The 13685-nt window shown below is 67.7% G+C and carries 11 protein-coding genes and 1 pseudogene; 6 read left to right on the plus strand and 6 right to left on the minus strand.

The window, feature by feature from the left end; all coding sequences use genetic code 11:
- Both ACT6QK_RS13240 and topA read right to left on the minus strand, forming a co-directional pair.
- Positions 1 to 386, minus strand: a pseudogene (locus ACT6QK_RS13240) (PA0069 family radical SAM protein); the annotation flags it as partial.
- A gap of 1071 nt (positions 387 to 1457) precedes the next feature.
- On the minus strand, positions 1458 to 4097 hold the full coding sequence (gene topA, locus ACT6QK_RS13245; protein WP_444598293.1) for a type I DNA topoisomerase: 2640 nt from the start codon (positions 4095 to 4097) through the stop codon (positions 1458 to 1460).
- Between the two features lie 173 nt (positions 4098 to 4270).
- Here topA and ACT6QK_RS13250 point away from each other — a divergent pair, with 173 nt between their 5' ends.
- Complete coding sequence (locus tag ACT6QK_RS13250; protein WP_444598294.1) at positions 4271 to 4465, plus strand: hypothetical protein; 195 nt, start codon at positions 4271 to 4273, stop codon at positions 4463 to 4465.
- Between the two features lie 6 nt (positions 4466 to 4471).
- On the opposite strand, the gene ACT6QK_RS13255 is transcribed toward ACT6QK_RS13250, so the two are convergent.
- Complete coding sequence (locus ACT6QK_RS13255) at positions 4472 to 6517, minus strand: ATP-binding protein (RefSeq protein ID WP_444598295.1); 2046 nt, start codon at positions 6515 to 6517, stop codon at positions 4472 to 4474.
- A gap of 149 nt (positions 6518 to 6666) precedes the next feature.
- Here ACT6QK_RS13255 and ACT6QK_RS13260 point away from each other — a divergent pair, with 149 nt between their 5' ends.
- The 3 genes from ACT6QK_RS13260 to egtB all read left to right on the plus strand — a co-directional run bounded on the left by ACT6QK_RS13260 (position 6667) and on the right by egtB (position 10621).
- Positions 6667 to 6972 carry an SCP2 sterol-binding domain-containing protein gene (locus ACT6QK_RS13260; RefSeq protein WP_444598296.1) on the plus strand — a complete coding sequence of 102 codons (306 nt, stop codon included), beginning with the start codon at positions 6667 to 6669 and terminating at the stop codon, positions 6970 to 6972.
- Between the two features lie 80 nt (positions 6973 to 7052).
- A complete protein-coding gene (locus tag ACT6QK_RS13265) occupies positions 7053 to 8264 on the plus strand; it encodes an acyl-CoA dehydrogenase family protein (RefSeq protein WP_444598297.1) in 1212 nt (403 codons plus the stop codon).
- Positions 8265 to 8458: 194 nt separating this feature from the next.
- Positions 8459 to 10621, plus strand: a complete 2163-nt coding sequence (gene egtB / locus ACT6QK_RS13270; RefSeq protein ID WP_444598298.1) for an ergothioneine biosynthesis protein EgtB — start codon at positions 8459 to 8461, stop codon at positions 10619 to 10621.
- 320 nt (positions 10622 to 10941) lie between these two features.
- Here the strand turns inward: egtB and ACT6QK_RS13275 are convergent, their stop codons facing one another.
- Positions 10942 to 11166: a general stress protein gene (locus ACT6QK_RS13275; RefSeq protein ID WP_444598299.1), complete on the minus strand. Its 225-nt coding sequence runs from the start codon at positions 11164 to 11166 to the stop codon at positions 10942 to 10944.
- 102 nt (positions 11167 to 11268) lie between these two features.
- Positions 11269 to 11466 carry a hypothetical protein gene (locus ACT6QK_RS13280; RefSeq protein WP_444598300.1) on the minus strand — a complete coding sequence of 66 codons (198 nt, stop codon included), beginning with the start codon at positions 11464 to 11466 and terminating at the stop codon, positions 11269 to 11271.
- A gap of 140 nt (positions 11467 to 11606) precedes the next feature.
- Here ACT6QK_RS13280 and ACT6QK_RS13285 point away from each other — a divergent pair, with 140 nt between their 5' ends.
- Positions 11607 to 11900, plus strand: coding sequence for a glycine zipper domain-containing protein (locus ACT6QK_RS13285; RefSeq protein ID WP_444598301.1), 294 nt, complete (start codon positions 11607 to 11609; stop codon positions 11898 to 11900).
- Between the two features lie 18 nt (positions 11901 to 11918).
- Here the strand turns inward: ACT6QK_RS13285 and ACT6QK_RS13290 are convergent, their stop codons facing one another.
- Positions 11919 to 12626, minus strand: coding sequence for an MBL fold metallo-hydrolase (locus ACT6QK_RS13290; RefSeq protein ID WP_444598303.1), 708 nt, complete (start codon positions 12624 to 12626; stop codon positions 11919 to 11921).
- A gap of 213 nt (positions 12627 to 12839) precedes the next feature.
- Between ACT6QK_RS13290 and tig the strand changes: the two genes are divergently transcribed.
- On the plus strand, positions 12840 to 13685 hold an 846-nt coding region (tig, locus tag ACT6QK_RS13295; protein WP_444598302.1), incomplete at its 3' end, for a trigger factor.

Below are 13685 nucleotides of genomic sequence, written 5' to 3' on the forward strand. Positions count from 1 at the left end.
TTCCGGGCGCTGAGCTCCTGTTCCAGGAGACGCGCGGCGTGGGGCTTGAAGAAGATGCGGCTCTCGAAATCCAGGCCCGGGGATAGGCCCATCCAGGCATGGGACGGACGGGCGTAGCAGTAGATGCAGCCATGTTCACAACCTTTGTAGGGATTGATGGAGCGGTCGAAACCGACGTCGGGACTGGTGTTCTTCGCGATGATGGTCCGGGCGTGCTCGGGCGTGAGGGTCGTGCGGATCGGTTCGGGCGTCGCATCCTCGGCCGTCCAGCCGTCGTCGAAGGCCTCGTGGACGACCGGCTCGTAACGACCGGAAGCATTGGTTCGAGCGCCGCGTCCTTTCGTCTGAAGCGGCTTCGTTGGAGGCGGGGTCGCCGGGGAACTCATGCCCGGAGGATGAAACAGGGGATGGAACAAAGCAAGAACAATATGCCGATCCTTCTCCCCTTGTGGGAGAAGGTGGCAGGCGAAGCCTGACGGATGAGGGGTCATGTCAGCGGCTGGAATGTGCGGATCAAACGCAGACTTCAAAGTCCGCACGACCCCTCATCCGCCCCTCCGGGGCGCCTTCTCCCACAAGGGGAGAAGGGCGTTTCAGGCAGCACGAAAACCCCGATGCGCCTTGGCGCGGCGGGTTGGGGAAGGGCGGAGCGCGGGCGTCGGCCCGGAACCGGATGTCCCCCGTGCTTTCGCCTTAGGGGGAGTGAGATGTGTTTTCGGCGCGAACGCCATGCTCCGCCGCGGTCGGTTCACGCGAGCGGGCCGGGGAGGGCGTCGGACGGCCCGCCGGGTGGATTCAGCACCCTGCGGTTCACCGTTTAATCCCGGTCGGCCTTAAGCCCGCGACGGGCGGAGAGGTTCAGGGCTCTCCGGGCTCCGGGGATTTCACCCCCCGGACAGTCCCCTGCCGCCACCGGCTTCGCGTTTCCATCGCCCCAGGTCTTCGCCGGGGCGCGGTCCGTGGCCGGATTCTGCGACACGGTTTCCCGCGCGATCGCCCCCGCCGCACGTCCGGGTCCTGGGCCCAGGACGCCTTCCCCTCGCGACGGGACGGGGAAGTGTAGGGCGGTTTTGGAGGGGTGATGGCTGAGCGCGGCGAGATTTGGAAAAGGGGTTGGGGATCAAAGGGCGGAGGTGGGCTGTTGTGATGGATCGCTATTCGTTCAACTACGCCGATGTTCTAACTTTCGTCATTCCGGGCGAAGGCGCGCTCGCGCCGTAGACCCGGAACAAGGCGGCGCCGTAGCGAAGCGAAGGCGATGTGTGCGGGCGCCGGGTCCGCGACAGCTTCGCGCTCTCGCGCGCCGCCTTGTTCCGGGTCTTCGCTACGCTGCGCCCGGAATGACGAAAGGAGGGAGCGGTGTTCTGGCCTGTGCGGCGGAAAGAACCCCTCCGTCTCGGCGCTGAAGGAGCGCCGCGCCACCTCCCCACGCCTTTGGCGCAGGGAGGAGACGTGGACTATTCGGCGGTTTTCTTCGCGGCCGGCTTTTTGGCCGGGGCCTTTTTGGCGGCCGGTTTCTTCGCCGCAGGTTTCTTCTCCGCAGCCGCCTTGGCCGGCGCCTTCTTCGCCGCGACCTTCTTGCCCTTGGGGGCCGTGGCGGCCTTGGCGGCGAGGAGGGGGAGGGCGGCTTCGAGGGTGAGGTCCTCGGGCGTCGTTCCCCGGGGCAGGGTGGCGTTGATCTTGCCGGACTTCACATAGGGTCCGAAGCGGCCGGCCATGACGTGGATGGGCTCGCCGGTCTCCGGGTGGGCACCGAGGTCCTTCAGCGGGGCGACGGCGGCCCCGCGACCGGCGAACTTGCCGGCGCGTTTCTCGGCGAGGAGGGCGACGGCGCGGTTCACGCCGACGTCGAAGACCTCCTCGATGTCCGAGACATTGGCGTAGGTCCCGGCGTGGAGGACGAAGGGTCCGTAGCGGCCGAGGCCCGCCGTGATCGGCTTGCCGTCCTCGGGGTGGATCCCGACCTCGCGCGGCAGGGCCAGAAGGCGCAGGGCCTGGTCCAGGGTCAGGGTCGCAGGGCTCCAGCCCTTGGGCAGGGAGGTGCGTTTCGGCTTGTCGGCGCCCGGTTCGGCGGCGGTTTCGACATAGGGGCCGAAGCGGCCGATCTTGAGCGCCACGGGGTTTCCGGTGGCGGGATCGACGCCGAGGTCGCGGTCGGAGCCGGCCTCTTCCGCGCCTGCGCCCGCGCCGAAGCCCCGTGTGTAGCGGCATTCCGGGTAGTTGGAGCAGCCGATGAAGGAGGACTTCATCTTGAAGCTGGCCTTCAGGTGCAGCCGGCCCGTGCCGCACAGGGGGCAGAGGCGCGGATCGGCGCCGTCGGGCTTCTCCGGGAAGAGGAAGGGGCCGATGGCCTCGTCCAGCTGGTCGATGACGCCCTGACGCGCGAGCACGGTCTCGGTGGCGGGCTTCAGCTTGGACCAGAAGTCGCGGAGCAGGACCTTCCAGTCGAGGTCGCCCTCTGACACCTGGTCGAGCTGGCCTTCGAGGTCGGCGGTGAAGTCGTATTCGACCCACTGGGCGAAGAACTCCTCCAGGAAGGCGGTGACCAGACGGCCGTTGTCCTCCGGGTAGAAGCGGTTCTTGTCCATGCGGACATATTCGCGGTCGCGCAGGGTGGTCAGGATGGAGGCGTAGGTCGAGGGACGGCCGATGCCGAGCTCTTCCAGCTTCTTGACCAGGGTGGCCTCGGAATAGCGGGGCGGGGGCTCGGTGAAATGCTGGTCGGTGCGGATGGCCTCGACCTTGGCGGTCGCGCCTTCCTTGAGGGCGGGCAGGCGGGTGGAATCGTCGTCCTCGTCCGTCTCGGCGCCCTTCTGCTTCTCGTCGCGGCCTTCCTCATAGACGGCGAGGAAGCCGTCGAAGGCGACGACCTGACCCGTGGCGCGCAGTCCCGTCAAACCATCTGGCGTCTCGATGTCGACCGAGGTGCGGTCCAGACGGGCGGACTCCATCTGGGAGGCGACCATCCGCTTCCAGATCAGTTCGTAGAGCTTGGCCAGGTCGGTATCGAGGCGGACGCTGTCGGGGTGGCGGGCGATGTTGGTCGGGCGGATGGCCTCGTGGGCCTCCTGGGCGTTCTTGGCCTTGACCTTGTAGTAGCGGGGCTCGGCCGGGACGAAGGCGGGGCCGAAGCGTTCCTCGATCACCTGCCGGGCCTGGGCGATGCCCTCGGGGGTCACATAGACGCCGTCGGTCCGCATGTAGGTGATCAGGCCGCCGGTGTCGTCGACGCCTTCGTACAGTTTCTGGGCCGCCTGCATGGTGCGCTGGGCCGTGAAGCCGAGCTTGCGGGCCGCCTCCTGTTGCAGGGTCGAGGTGGTGAAGGGCGGCGAGGGGCTGCGCTTGACCGGCTTCTTCTCGATGGAGCGGATGGTGAAGGCGCCGGCGGCGATGGCGGCGCGGGCGGCGGAGGCGGTGGCCTCGTCCCTGACGTCCAGACGCTGGATCCGCTTGCCGGCGTGTTTGACCAGACGGGCGGTGAAGGGCGGGCTGTCGGCGGCCAGATCGGCCTCGATGGACCAGTATTCCTGGGGCCGGAAGCGTTCGATCTCAAGCTCGCGGTCGACGACGATGCGCAGGGCGACGGACTGGACGCGGCCGGCCGAACGGGCGCCGGGGAGCTTCCTCCACAGCACCGGCGAGAGGGTGAAGCCGACGAGGTAGTCGAGGGCGCGGCGGGCCAGGTAGGCCTCGACCAGCTCCATGTCGAGGTCACGCGGCTGGGCCATGGCCTCCAGGACCGAGGCCTTGGTGATGGCGTTGAAGGTGACGCGCTGGACCTCCTTGTCCTTGAGCGCCTTCTTCTTGTTGAGCACGTCCAGGACGTGCCAGCTGATCGCCTCTCCCTCGCGGTCGGGGTCGGTGGCCAGGATGACGCGGTCGGCGCGTTTGGCGGCCTCGGCGATCTCGGACATGCGCTTGGACGCCTTGGGATCGATCTCCCAGGACATGGCGAAGTCGTCGTCGGGCTGGACCGATCCATCCTTGGACGGCAGGTCGCGGATGTGGCCGTAGGAGGCCAGGACCTCGAAGTCCGAACCCAGGTATTTGTTGATGGTCTTGGCCTTGGCCGGGCTCTCGACGATGACGAGGTTCATTAGGGCGAGATCGATCCGGCAGTTCGGGGGAGGGCGGCGAACGTGGTTGGCGGGACCGGCCGTGTCAATCACGCCGTGACGACGGTCATAGCGTTCCTGCTCAGGTTGCAATACATCTTAAGGTGGTATTATCCTCGTTTTCCATTGGAGTGGGGCCAATCGAAATGAAGTCCATGCACGAACCGACCATCGCCGCCGAGAGCGGTCGCGCGACACGGCCGACGTCACAGAGAGACTATCCCGTGCGGGAATACATCGCCGGGATGGCGCGCGAACTGGCGCAGATGGCCCGCTGGGACGGGGACGAGGGTCTGGCCGCGCTGCTGGAGGCGGTCGAGGCGCGGGCGCTGGACCACAGCGCCGCCTGAGCGCCGTCAGCCCGCTGCGCTTCGGGCCTTCGGGTTGGGGCGGCTCGTCTGATCGGCGGACAGGTCGCACATGCCGGCCACCGCCGTCAGCAGGGAGGCCGGGGTGATCGGCTTGGCCAGATGCAGGTCGGCGCCCGCCGCGATACAGGCGTCGATATGTTCCGGCAGACTGTTGGCGGTCAGCATGGCCACCGGCGTGGGAGAAAGGCCGAGATCCGCCTCGCGGGCGCGGAGGGCGCGGACGGCGGTGACCCCGTCCATCACCGGCATCATCATGTCCATCAGGACGGCGTCGAAGGACTGGGAGAACAGGAACTCCAGCGCGATCTCGCCATTCTCGGCCGAGGCCGTGGACACCCCCGCGCTGTGCAGGATCAGTTCGGCGACCCTGCGGTTGGTGGGGTTGTCGTCCACGATCAGGACGCGCGCGGCGCCCAGATCGGCGGCCTGGCTCGAGGCGGCAGGTGCGGCCTGTGGGGCGGCGGGCAGTGGAATCTCGAACCAGAAGGCGGCGCCGACGCCCGGGGTGGCGGCGCAGTCCATTTCGCCGTCCATGGCGGCCACGAGATCGCGTGAGATGGCGAGGCCGAGGCCCGTGCCGCCGAAACGCCGGGTGACCGTGTCGTCCGCCTGCTGGAAGCGGCCGAAGATCAGGTCGCGCTGTTCCGGGCGGAAGCCGACGCCCGTGTCGCGGACCTCGAAGCGGTAGCGGCCGGCGTCGGTGCGGCTCAGCCTCAGGCTGATGAGGCCCTCGTCCGTGAACTTCACCGCATTGGACAGGAGGTTGGTCAGCACCTGTTTCAGGCGCACGGGGTCGGCGAGAACGCGCCGGTCGGCGTCAGGGGCCAAATCGACCGACAGAACGACGCCTTTCTCCGCCGCCTTCAGCCCGCACAGGGCCACGACGCCGTCGATGAGATCGCGCAGATCGACGGGTTCGGGCTTGAGCCGGAGCTCGCCCGATTCGATCCGGGCGAGATCGAGGACGTCGGCGATCAGGCGCTCAAGCTGGTGCGACGACGACCGGACGATGTCGGCCAACTCGGTCTGATGATCCGACAGGGGGGTGTGACCGAGCATGTCCACCGCGGCGATCACCCCGTTCAGGGGCGTGCGGAGCTCGTGGCTCATGTTGGCGAGGAAGGCGGTCTTGGCGCGGTTGGCGTCCTCGGCATGGGCCTTGGCGACGGCCAGTTCGCGGGCCTGGGCCTTGCGTTCGGAGATGTCGCGGATGTTGGCGTGGATCTGGGGCGCCGCATCGGTCTGGGAGACGGACATCCACAGTTCGATGTCCAGAGGCTCGCCGGATCTGCGAATGGCGGGCAGTTCCAGGCGACGGCCGAGGCGAGCCGCGCCGCCGACACGCCACCGCTCCATGCCCGCGCGATGGGCGTCGCGAAACTCGGGCGGGACGATCAGGTCGATGTTGCGGCCGATCGCCTCGCCGCGCGCATAGCCGAACAGGGTTTCGGCGCCGTCAGACCAGGTCAGGATCCGGCCATGGGCGTCGCAGTCGATGAGGGCGTCGCCGGAGGCTTCCAGGGCGTGGCGGACGGCGTTGGTGCGGTGGCGCTCGGCCAGAACGCCCTCGGCGATCCGGGCGAGGGTGACCAGACGGCGCTCGAGATCGGGATCGTGGGGCAGGGGGCGCGGGCCGAGCACGCAGAGTGTGCCGACGACGCAGTCGTTCACGCGGATCGGCACCCCGACATAGAAGCGGAGATGCGGCGGGCCGGCGACGAAGGGGTTGGCGAAGAAGCGGGCGTCGGCCCGTGCGTCCTCGACCCAGAGCGGCTCGGACGGACGGGCGATGGCGTGGTTGCAGAAGGAGTCCCAACGGCAGATCGACGGCTGGGCGAAGCCCGCGCTGCCGACGAACCGGACCTCCTGGCTGTGGACCAGACTGACGAGGGCGATGTCGGCCCCGGAGACATCGCGTGCGAGCGTCGCGAGCTCGTCGAGCGCGACGTCGCGGCCGGATTCGAACCGCTCCAGAGTGGCCAGCATGGCCAGCCGGCGGTCCTCGTCAGCACTACAAGGAAGATTGATCATCCATGGCCCCCGTGCATGGCATATCAGTGTTGCCTTAAAAGGACGTTGAGAGGTGCGGCGACAGGGCGCCCCGGTTTCCCCGACGTGATCTTGGCGCCGCCCGCCGGGGGGGCTAGGTCAGGGGCTCACTCGTCTTAGGGAGACGCATCATGGTCGATCTGGCCCAGGTTACCGAACACATCCGCAACGCCGTCGGCGACAACTCCGGTCTGGGCAAGACCGTGAAGCTCGATCTCGGCGACACCGGCAAGATCTATATCGACGGCGCCTCGGTCCCGAACTCGGTGACCAACGAGGACAAGCCCGCCGACGCCACGGTCTCTATCGGCTGGGACGACTTCCTGGCCCTGTCGGACGGCAAGCTGGATCCGATGATGGCCTTCATGCAGGGCAAGCTGAAGATCGCCGGCGACATGATGATCGCCCAGAAGCTGGCCCCGTTGCTGAAACGCTAGTGGTCTGCTGACAAAAGCTATACGTGAGAACGGCGCGGTCCCAGCGGATCGCGCCGTTCGCATATCGGGAAGGAAGAAAAATGGACTTCAAGCACAGCGATCGCGCCCTGGAATGGCAGGCGCGGGTCAACCGTTTCATGGCCGAGAAGGTCCTGCCGCGCGAAGCCGATTACTGGGCCGAGGTTCATGCCGACCACACCCGCCAGCCCCCGACCATGGAGGCGCTGAAGGCCGAGGCGCGCGAGGCGGGCCTGTGGAACATGTTCCTGCCCGGAGACCACGGCGCGGGCCTGACCAATCTGGAATACGCCCCGCTGGCCGAGATCATGGGCCGCCACCCGTGGACGTCGGAGGTGTTCAACTGCAACGCCCCGGACACCGGCAATATGGAGGTCCTTCATATGTACGGGAATGCGGCGCAGCAGGCGCGGTGGCTGAAGCCTCTGATGGCGGGCGAGATCCGTTCGGCCTTCCTGATGACCGAGCCGGCCGTGGCCTCGTCGGACGCGACCAATATCCAGACCTCGATCGTCCGTGACGGCGATGAGTATGTGATCAACGGCCGCAAATGGTGGTCGACCAACATGGGCCACCCGAACGTCGCCATCACCATCGTGATGGGCAAGACGGACACGAGCGCGGCGACCCACCAGCAGCAGTCGCAGATTCTGGTGCCGACCAATACGCCCGGCTTCCGCGTCGAGCGGATGCTGTCGGTGTTCGGCTATGACGAGCGTCCCATCGGCCATGCCGAGGTCGTCCTCGACAACGTCCGGGTGCCGGTGGAGAACCTGATCGCGGGCGAGGGCCGGGGCTTCGAGATCGCCCAGGGGCGTCTGGGGCCGGGCCGTATCCACCACTGCATGCGCACCATCGGCGCCGCCGAGCGGGCGCTGGAGCTGATGTGCGAACGGCTGCTGTCGCGCACGGCGTTCAGGAAGACCATCGCCGAGCATTCGGTCTGGGAACAGCGGGTCGGCGAGGCGCGGACCAATATCGAGATGTGCCGTTTGTCGGTGCTGAAGGCCGCCTGGATGATCGATCAGGCCGGCGCCAAGAACGCCAAGTCGGAGATCGCCCAGATCAAGGTGGCGGCGCCGCGCATGGCCCTGCAGATCATCGACGACGCCATCCAGGCCTTCGGCGCCGCCGGGGTGTCGGGCGATACGCCCTTAGCCGAACTCTATGCGGGCATTCGCACCCTGCGTCTCGCCGACGGCCCGGACGAGGTGCACAACCGCACGATCGCCCGACTGGAATACGCCAAGCACGGCGGCAAGCCGGTTCGCTGAAGCCGCTTCGGATGCGGGTCTGGACAGGGCCCGTATCCGGAAACGCGCAGAAATCGTCAGACCCTGCTGCCACCCTGTTGTCAGCAGTCGGCGAGCAAACGGCCGGACGCCCTTGAAAGCAACGAAACCGGAACAGAAGTGTTAGCCAGACGCGGGCGACCACGGGGCTGTCACGCGTTGCCGGAACCTCGTCGATGAACGCATCAGCCAAAGCCGTCTCGCCGAGCGCGGACGATCTGGATCGCTATCTGTCGGTCCGGGCCGCCATGCCCGCCCTCGCAGCCGGTCTGTCGGCCGAGGATTTGGCCGCCCAGTCGATGGCGGACGCCAGCCCGGGGAAATGGCATCTGGGTCATACCAGCTGGTTCTTCGAGGCCATGATCCTGGCGACGGAGCCGGGGTATGAGCCGGTCGATCCACGCCTGCAGCAGGTATTCAACTCCTATTATGAGAGCCTCGGGGGGCGGGTCGAACGGGCCGAGCGCGGTCTGATGACCCGCCCGTCGCTGGACGAGGTTCTGGCGTATCGCGACGAGATCGACCGACGGATGGCGGCGCGGCTGGAGCGCGGGCTGGACGGCGATCTCGAGCCCTATCTGTTCGTCCTCGGCCTGAACCATGACCAGCAGCATCAGGAGCTCTTCCTGATGGACCTGCTGCACCTGATGTCGCGTTCGCCGCTCGATCCAGCCGCCTATTCGGTCGAGCCGCGTCCGGGCGGGCCGTTGCAGCCGGCGCGGGGCGGATCGACCCGTTTCGAGGGCGGACTGGTCGACATCGGGCATGACGGGGCGGGCTTCGCCTTCGACAACGAGGGGCCGTGTCACCGGGTCTGGCTGGAGCCCTTCCTGCTGGACCATGATCTGGTGACCAACGGGCAGTGGCTGGCCTTCATGGCGGACGGCGGCTACGCGCGGCCGGAGCTGTGGCTGGCCGACGGCTGGGCGACGGTGAAAGCCGAGGGCTGGACCGCGCCCCTCTACTGGCGCGAGGACGAGGGCGAGTGGACCGTGCTGGGCCTGGCCGGTCGCGCGCCCGTCGATCCAGACGCCCCTGTGCGTCACGTCAGCGCCTATGAGGCCGACGCCTACGCCCGCTGGGCCGGCAAGCGCCTTCCGACCGAGGCGGAGTGGGAGAGCGCGGTCGCCACGGCGCCGGACGTCTTCTCCAACCTGTTCGGCGAGGTGTGGCAGCACACCGCCAGCGCCTACGCCCCCTATCCGGGCTTCCGGCCGACCGAGGGGACGGCATCGGAATACAACGGGAAATTCATGGCCAACCAGCAGGTGCTGCGCGGGGGCGCGTTCGCGACCCCGCCGGGACATGCCCGCGCCACCTATCGCAACTTCTTCTATCCGCAGCAGAGATGGGCCTTCATGGGCGTGAGACTGGCGTCAGACGCCCCCGCCGGGACGCGCGCCCGGATCGAGACCCTGGAAACCGCCCGGTTCCGGGCCGAGCTGATCGCCGGCCTCTCGCAGCCGGACAAGGCGCTGTCGCCCAAGTGGTTCTATGACGCCGCAGGATCGGACCTGTTCGAGGACATCACCCGCCTGCCGGAATACTATCCGACGCGGCAGGAGGCGGCCCTGCTGCGGGAGATGGCGCCGAGGCTGACGGAGCATTTCGGCGACGACGCGGTTCTGGTCGAGTTCGGGTCCGGGGCCAGCGAGAAGACCCGCATCCTGCTGGATGCCGCGCCGACGCTGCGGACCTATGTGCCGATCGACATCAGTCCCGACGCCCTGAAGGCGGCGGCGGCCAGCATAGCCGAAGCCTATCCGGGGATGGAGGTGGCGCCGATGGTGGGCGACTTCCTGAACCTGGCGCCTCTGCCGGAACTGGGACGCGGACGGCGGGTCGGCTTCTTCCCCGGCTCGACCATCGGCAATCTGGAGCCGGATCAGGCGGTGGCCTTCCTGGCCAATGCGCGCGAGCGGCTGGGCGCCCAGTCCCTGTTCATCCTGGGCGTGGACCTGGTGAAGAATCCGGCCGTGCTGGTCGCGGCCTATGACGACGCGCAGGGGGTGACGGCGGCGTTCAACAGGAATGTGCTGGTCCGGGCCAACCGGGAGCTGGGCGCCGATTTCGATCTGGACGGCTTCTCCCATCTGGCGCTCTGGAACGCAGAGCGCTCGCGCATGGAGATGCATCTGCGGGCCGAGCGAGACATGACGGTCCACGTCGGTGATGTCGCGATCGCCTTCAAGGCCGGCGAGACGATTCACACCGAGAGCTCGCGCAAGTTCACGCGCGAAACGGTGGCCGAGATGGCGGCGGCCTCGGGCTGGCGTGTCATGGCGTTCGAGACCAGCGCCGAACCGGCGGTGGCCCTGGCCCTGTTCGCCGCCGGCTGACGCCTCGGCTGCGGCTATCGGAGAGGCTGTACTCAGGTTGACCGTTGGCGTCCACCGCGACCCGCGACAGCGGGCTTCGAACCGGCAGGTGAGTTCATCACAACGGGCACAGCGATTTCCACAGCGACCACAACGGGACTGAAGGCGATCTCGTCGTGGTCGTGGCGCCACGCCGTGTTCGTTGTGACAAAAAGAGCCTTCAATGACATCGGTCGTCTAAAGTCTCGAGGCCGCTGGCGCGGGAGAACTTAAGCCATGCAGGCATGCGAAAAGGGCGGCCGGTTCGCACCGGCCGCCCGTTTCCCGCATTCTGGCGGTGTCTATTCCGCAGGACCCTGCACGTCATCCTTGCGTGAACCGTGGGAGGCTTCGCCGCCCTTGCGTCCGGCCTGAGCGGCCAGACTGCGGTCCTGCGAGAAGCTGCGCTTTTCGCTGGGCACGCTGGCCCCGCCCTTGCGCGCGATCTCGCGCTGGCGTTCCGGGTCCATGGAGGCGAACCCGCGTTTAGAGACGCCCGGGGGGCGATTGGCTTGACCTTCGGCCATCGGCGATCCTTCCTGAATTCGTCTGTAGCGTGATTGAGAAATGCCGCCCCGCCGCCAAGGTTCCGGCGAGGCCGCCGTTAGGTGAGGGCGGGGCCGGGGCGATCAGATCGTCGTGGGTTCGGGCGGCGCGACGGGCGCGTCGTCAGGGCTCTCCGGCGGGGTTTCCGACGGGGTGATCTCCGGTTGAGGCAGGTCCGCCGGCTGGATCTCGGGCTGCTGTGGCGTGGAAGGCGTGATCTCCGGCTCGGGCGGCGCGGAGGGCGGTATTTCGGGCGGGGCGACCGGGTCGATGTGGCTCATGGCGTGGCTCCTGTTGTGAGACGAGAACGCCTGGCCGGGTCGCCTGTTCATCATGGCGACAGTCGGTCGCGACGGCCGGCCGGGCGGAACCCTTGCGCCGCCGGGACGGTTGAAACGGCGACCTCTGAAGGAGCCACGCTATGTCAGACCCCTATGCCGCCACCCCCATCGCCGATGAGATCGTCGACGCCGACGACCTGGGATCGACCCGGCTCGAGCGTCAGGCCGACGAACTGCTGGCCCGGTCGGAGGGCCGGTCCTATGCGCCGGTGACCTCGGTGCGCGAGGCGGTGCGCGAAGACGTCCGTCATGGGCGGGACTGGGCCCGGAGCCGGGTCGAGCTGACGCGCGGCGCCATTCAGGACCAGCCGTTGCGGACCGCCGCCTATGCGGTCGGCGCGGGCGTGCTGATCGGTCTGCTGATCCGCCGCTGAGACTTCAGGCCGGGGGCGTCAGGACGGGCCGGACGCGGGCCGGGCCAGCGGGGCGCCACGCAGAGCCTGATCCGAGACGAACGGGTTGGTCCGTCGCTCGGCCCCGAACGTCGAGACCGGGCCGTGCCCCGGGACGAAGGTCACGTCGTCGCCCAAAGGCCAGAGCCTGGTCACGATGGCGTTGAGCAGGGCTTGATGATCGCTGCGGGGGAAGTCCGTGCGGCCGACCGAGCCCTTGAACAGCACGTCGCCGACCTGGGCGAAGCGGGCGGCGCGGTTGAAGAAGATCACATGGCCGGGGGTGTGGCCGGGGGTGTGGTAGACCTCCCATGAGGTCTCTCCCAGCGTGAGCACGTCGCCGTCGGCCAGCCAGCGGGTCGGGGTGAAGACACGGGCCTCGGGCATGCCCCACTCGCGGCCCTTCTCCTCAAGAGATTCGATCCAGAACAGGTCGTCGGGGTGGGGGCCGACGATGTCGACGCCCGACTTTTCCTGCATTTCGGCGGCGCCCGCCGCATGGTCGAGGTGGCCGTGGGTGATCCAGATCTGGTCCAGGGTCAGGCCACGCCGGGCGACCTCGCCGAGGATGGCGTCGACCGAGGCTCCGGGGTCGATGACGGCCGCCTTGCCCGTGGCCGTGCACCAGACGGTGGTGCAGTTCTGCTGAAGCGGGGTCACAGGGGTGACGAAGACGCCGACGGGGGCGGGGGGAGGGACCTGGGTCATTCCCGACAGATAGCGGGCGAGGCGAGGTTGGGAAACCGGCATGACCGCCCCGCGCCGCATCGCGCGTTGACGTTTCAGGTCGTCATCGACATAAGGGCGGGCTTCGAGGCGCCGCCCTGACCGGGGCGGCTCTTCTGCTTTATCCATTCCGCGCACGGTCGAGCTCTGGTTCCGGAGGCTTGATCCGCGCCCCAGAGCGTCAGAATCCCGACCATGCAAGTCGTCGAAAAGTCCACCGAAGGTCTCAGCCGCGTCATCGCCGTGACCATCCCCGCCAGCGAGCTGAACGCCAAGCTGGACGCCAAGCTGAAGGAAGTCGGGCCGCAGCTGCGCCTGAAGGGCTTCCGTCCCGGCAAGGTGCCGGCCGGCTACGTCAAGAAGACCTTCGGCCGCGACCTGATGGGCGAGATCATCAACACCGAGCTGAACGAAACCAGCCAGAAGGCTCTGGACGAGGCCAAGCTGCGCCCCGCCGCCCCGGCCGAGATGAAGCTGGTGTCCGACATGGACAAGGTCATCGCCGGCCAGGAAGACCTGTCCTATGAGATGGAACTCGAGGTCATGCCCGACTTCACGCCCGTCGATCCGGCCACGCTGAAGCTGTCGCGCCCGACCTATGAAGCGTCCGACGCCGATCTGGACGAGGCCCTCAAGGAACTGGCCTCGCAGGCCAAATCCTATGAGGACAAGAAGGGCAAGGCCGTGAAGGCCGCCGAGGGCGACCAACTGACGATCGACTTCCTGGGCAAGCTGGACGGCGAACCCTTCGAGGGCGGCGCCGCAGAGGACGCAGACCTGGTGATCGGCTCGGGCCGCTTCATTCCCGGCTTCGAAGAGCAACTGACCGGCGCCAAGGTCGGTGAGGAAAAGACCATCGAGGTCACCTTCCCGGCCGACTATCAGGCCGCCCATCTGGCCGGCAAGCTGGCCACGTTCGACATCAAGGTGAAGGCCATCAAGGCCGAGGTCGAGGGCAAGGTCGATGAGGACTTCGCCAAGCGCATCGGTCTGGAATCCCTCGACAAGCTGAAGGATCTGCTGCGCTCCAACCTGAACCAG

The sequence above is a fragment of the Brevundimonas sp. genome, assembly GCF_052436175.1.
Lineage (GTDB): Bacteria > Pseudomonadota > Alphaproteobacteria > Caulobacterales > Caulobacteraceae > Brevundimonas.

What these genes read in the sequence shown, in the direction of transcription:
- ACT6QK_RS13250 (WP_444598294.1), top strand. Translation starts at nt 4,271, where the DNA reads ATGCACGAACCGACCATCGCCGCCGAGAGCGGTCGCGCGACACGGCCG.
- ACT6QK_RS13260 (WP_444598296.1), top strand. Translation starts at nt 6,667, where the DNA reads ATGGTCGATCTGGCCCAGGTTACCGAACACATCCGCAACGCCGTCGGC.
- ACT6QK_RS13275 (WP_444598299.1), bottom strand. Translation starts at nt 11,166, where the DNA reads ATGGCCGAAGGTCAAGCCAATCGCCCCCCGGGCGTCTCTAAACGCGGG.
- ACT6QK_RS13265 (WP_444598297.1), top strand. Translation starts at nt 7,053, where the DNA reads ATGGACTTCAAGCACAGCGATCGCGCCCTGGAATGGCAGGCGCGGGTC.
- ACT6QK_RS13285 (WP_444598301.1), top strand. Translation starts at nt 11,607, where the DNA reads ATGTCAGACCCCTATGCCGCCACCCCCATCGCCGATGAGATCGTCGAC.
- topA (WP_444598293.1), bottom strand. Translation starts at nt 4,097, where the DNA reads ATGAACCTCGTCATCGTCGAGAGCCCGGCCAAGGCCAAGACCATCAAC.
- egtB (WP_444598298.1), top strand. Translation starts at nt 8,459, where the DNA reads ATGAACGCATCAGCCAAAGCCGTCTCGCCGAGCGCGGACGATCTGGAT.
- ACT6QK_RS13290 (WP_444598303.1), bottom strand. Translation starts at nt 12,626, where the DNA reads ATGACCCAGGTCCCTCCCCCCGCCCCCGTCGGCGTCTTCGTCACCCCT.
- ACT6QK_RS13255 (WP_444598295.1), bottom strand. Translation starts at nt 6,517, where the DNA reads ATGATCAATCTTCCTTGTAGTGCTGACGAGGACCGCCGGCTGGCCATG.
- ACT6QK_RS13280 (WP_444598300.1), bottom strand. Translation starts at nt 11,466, where the DNA reads ATGAGCCACATCGACCCGGTCGCCCCGCCCGAAATACCGCCCTCCGCG.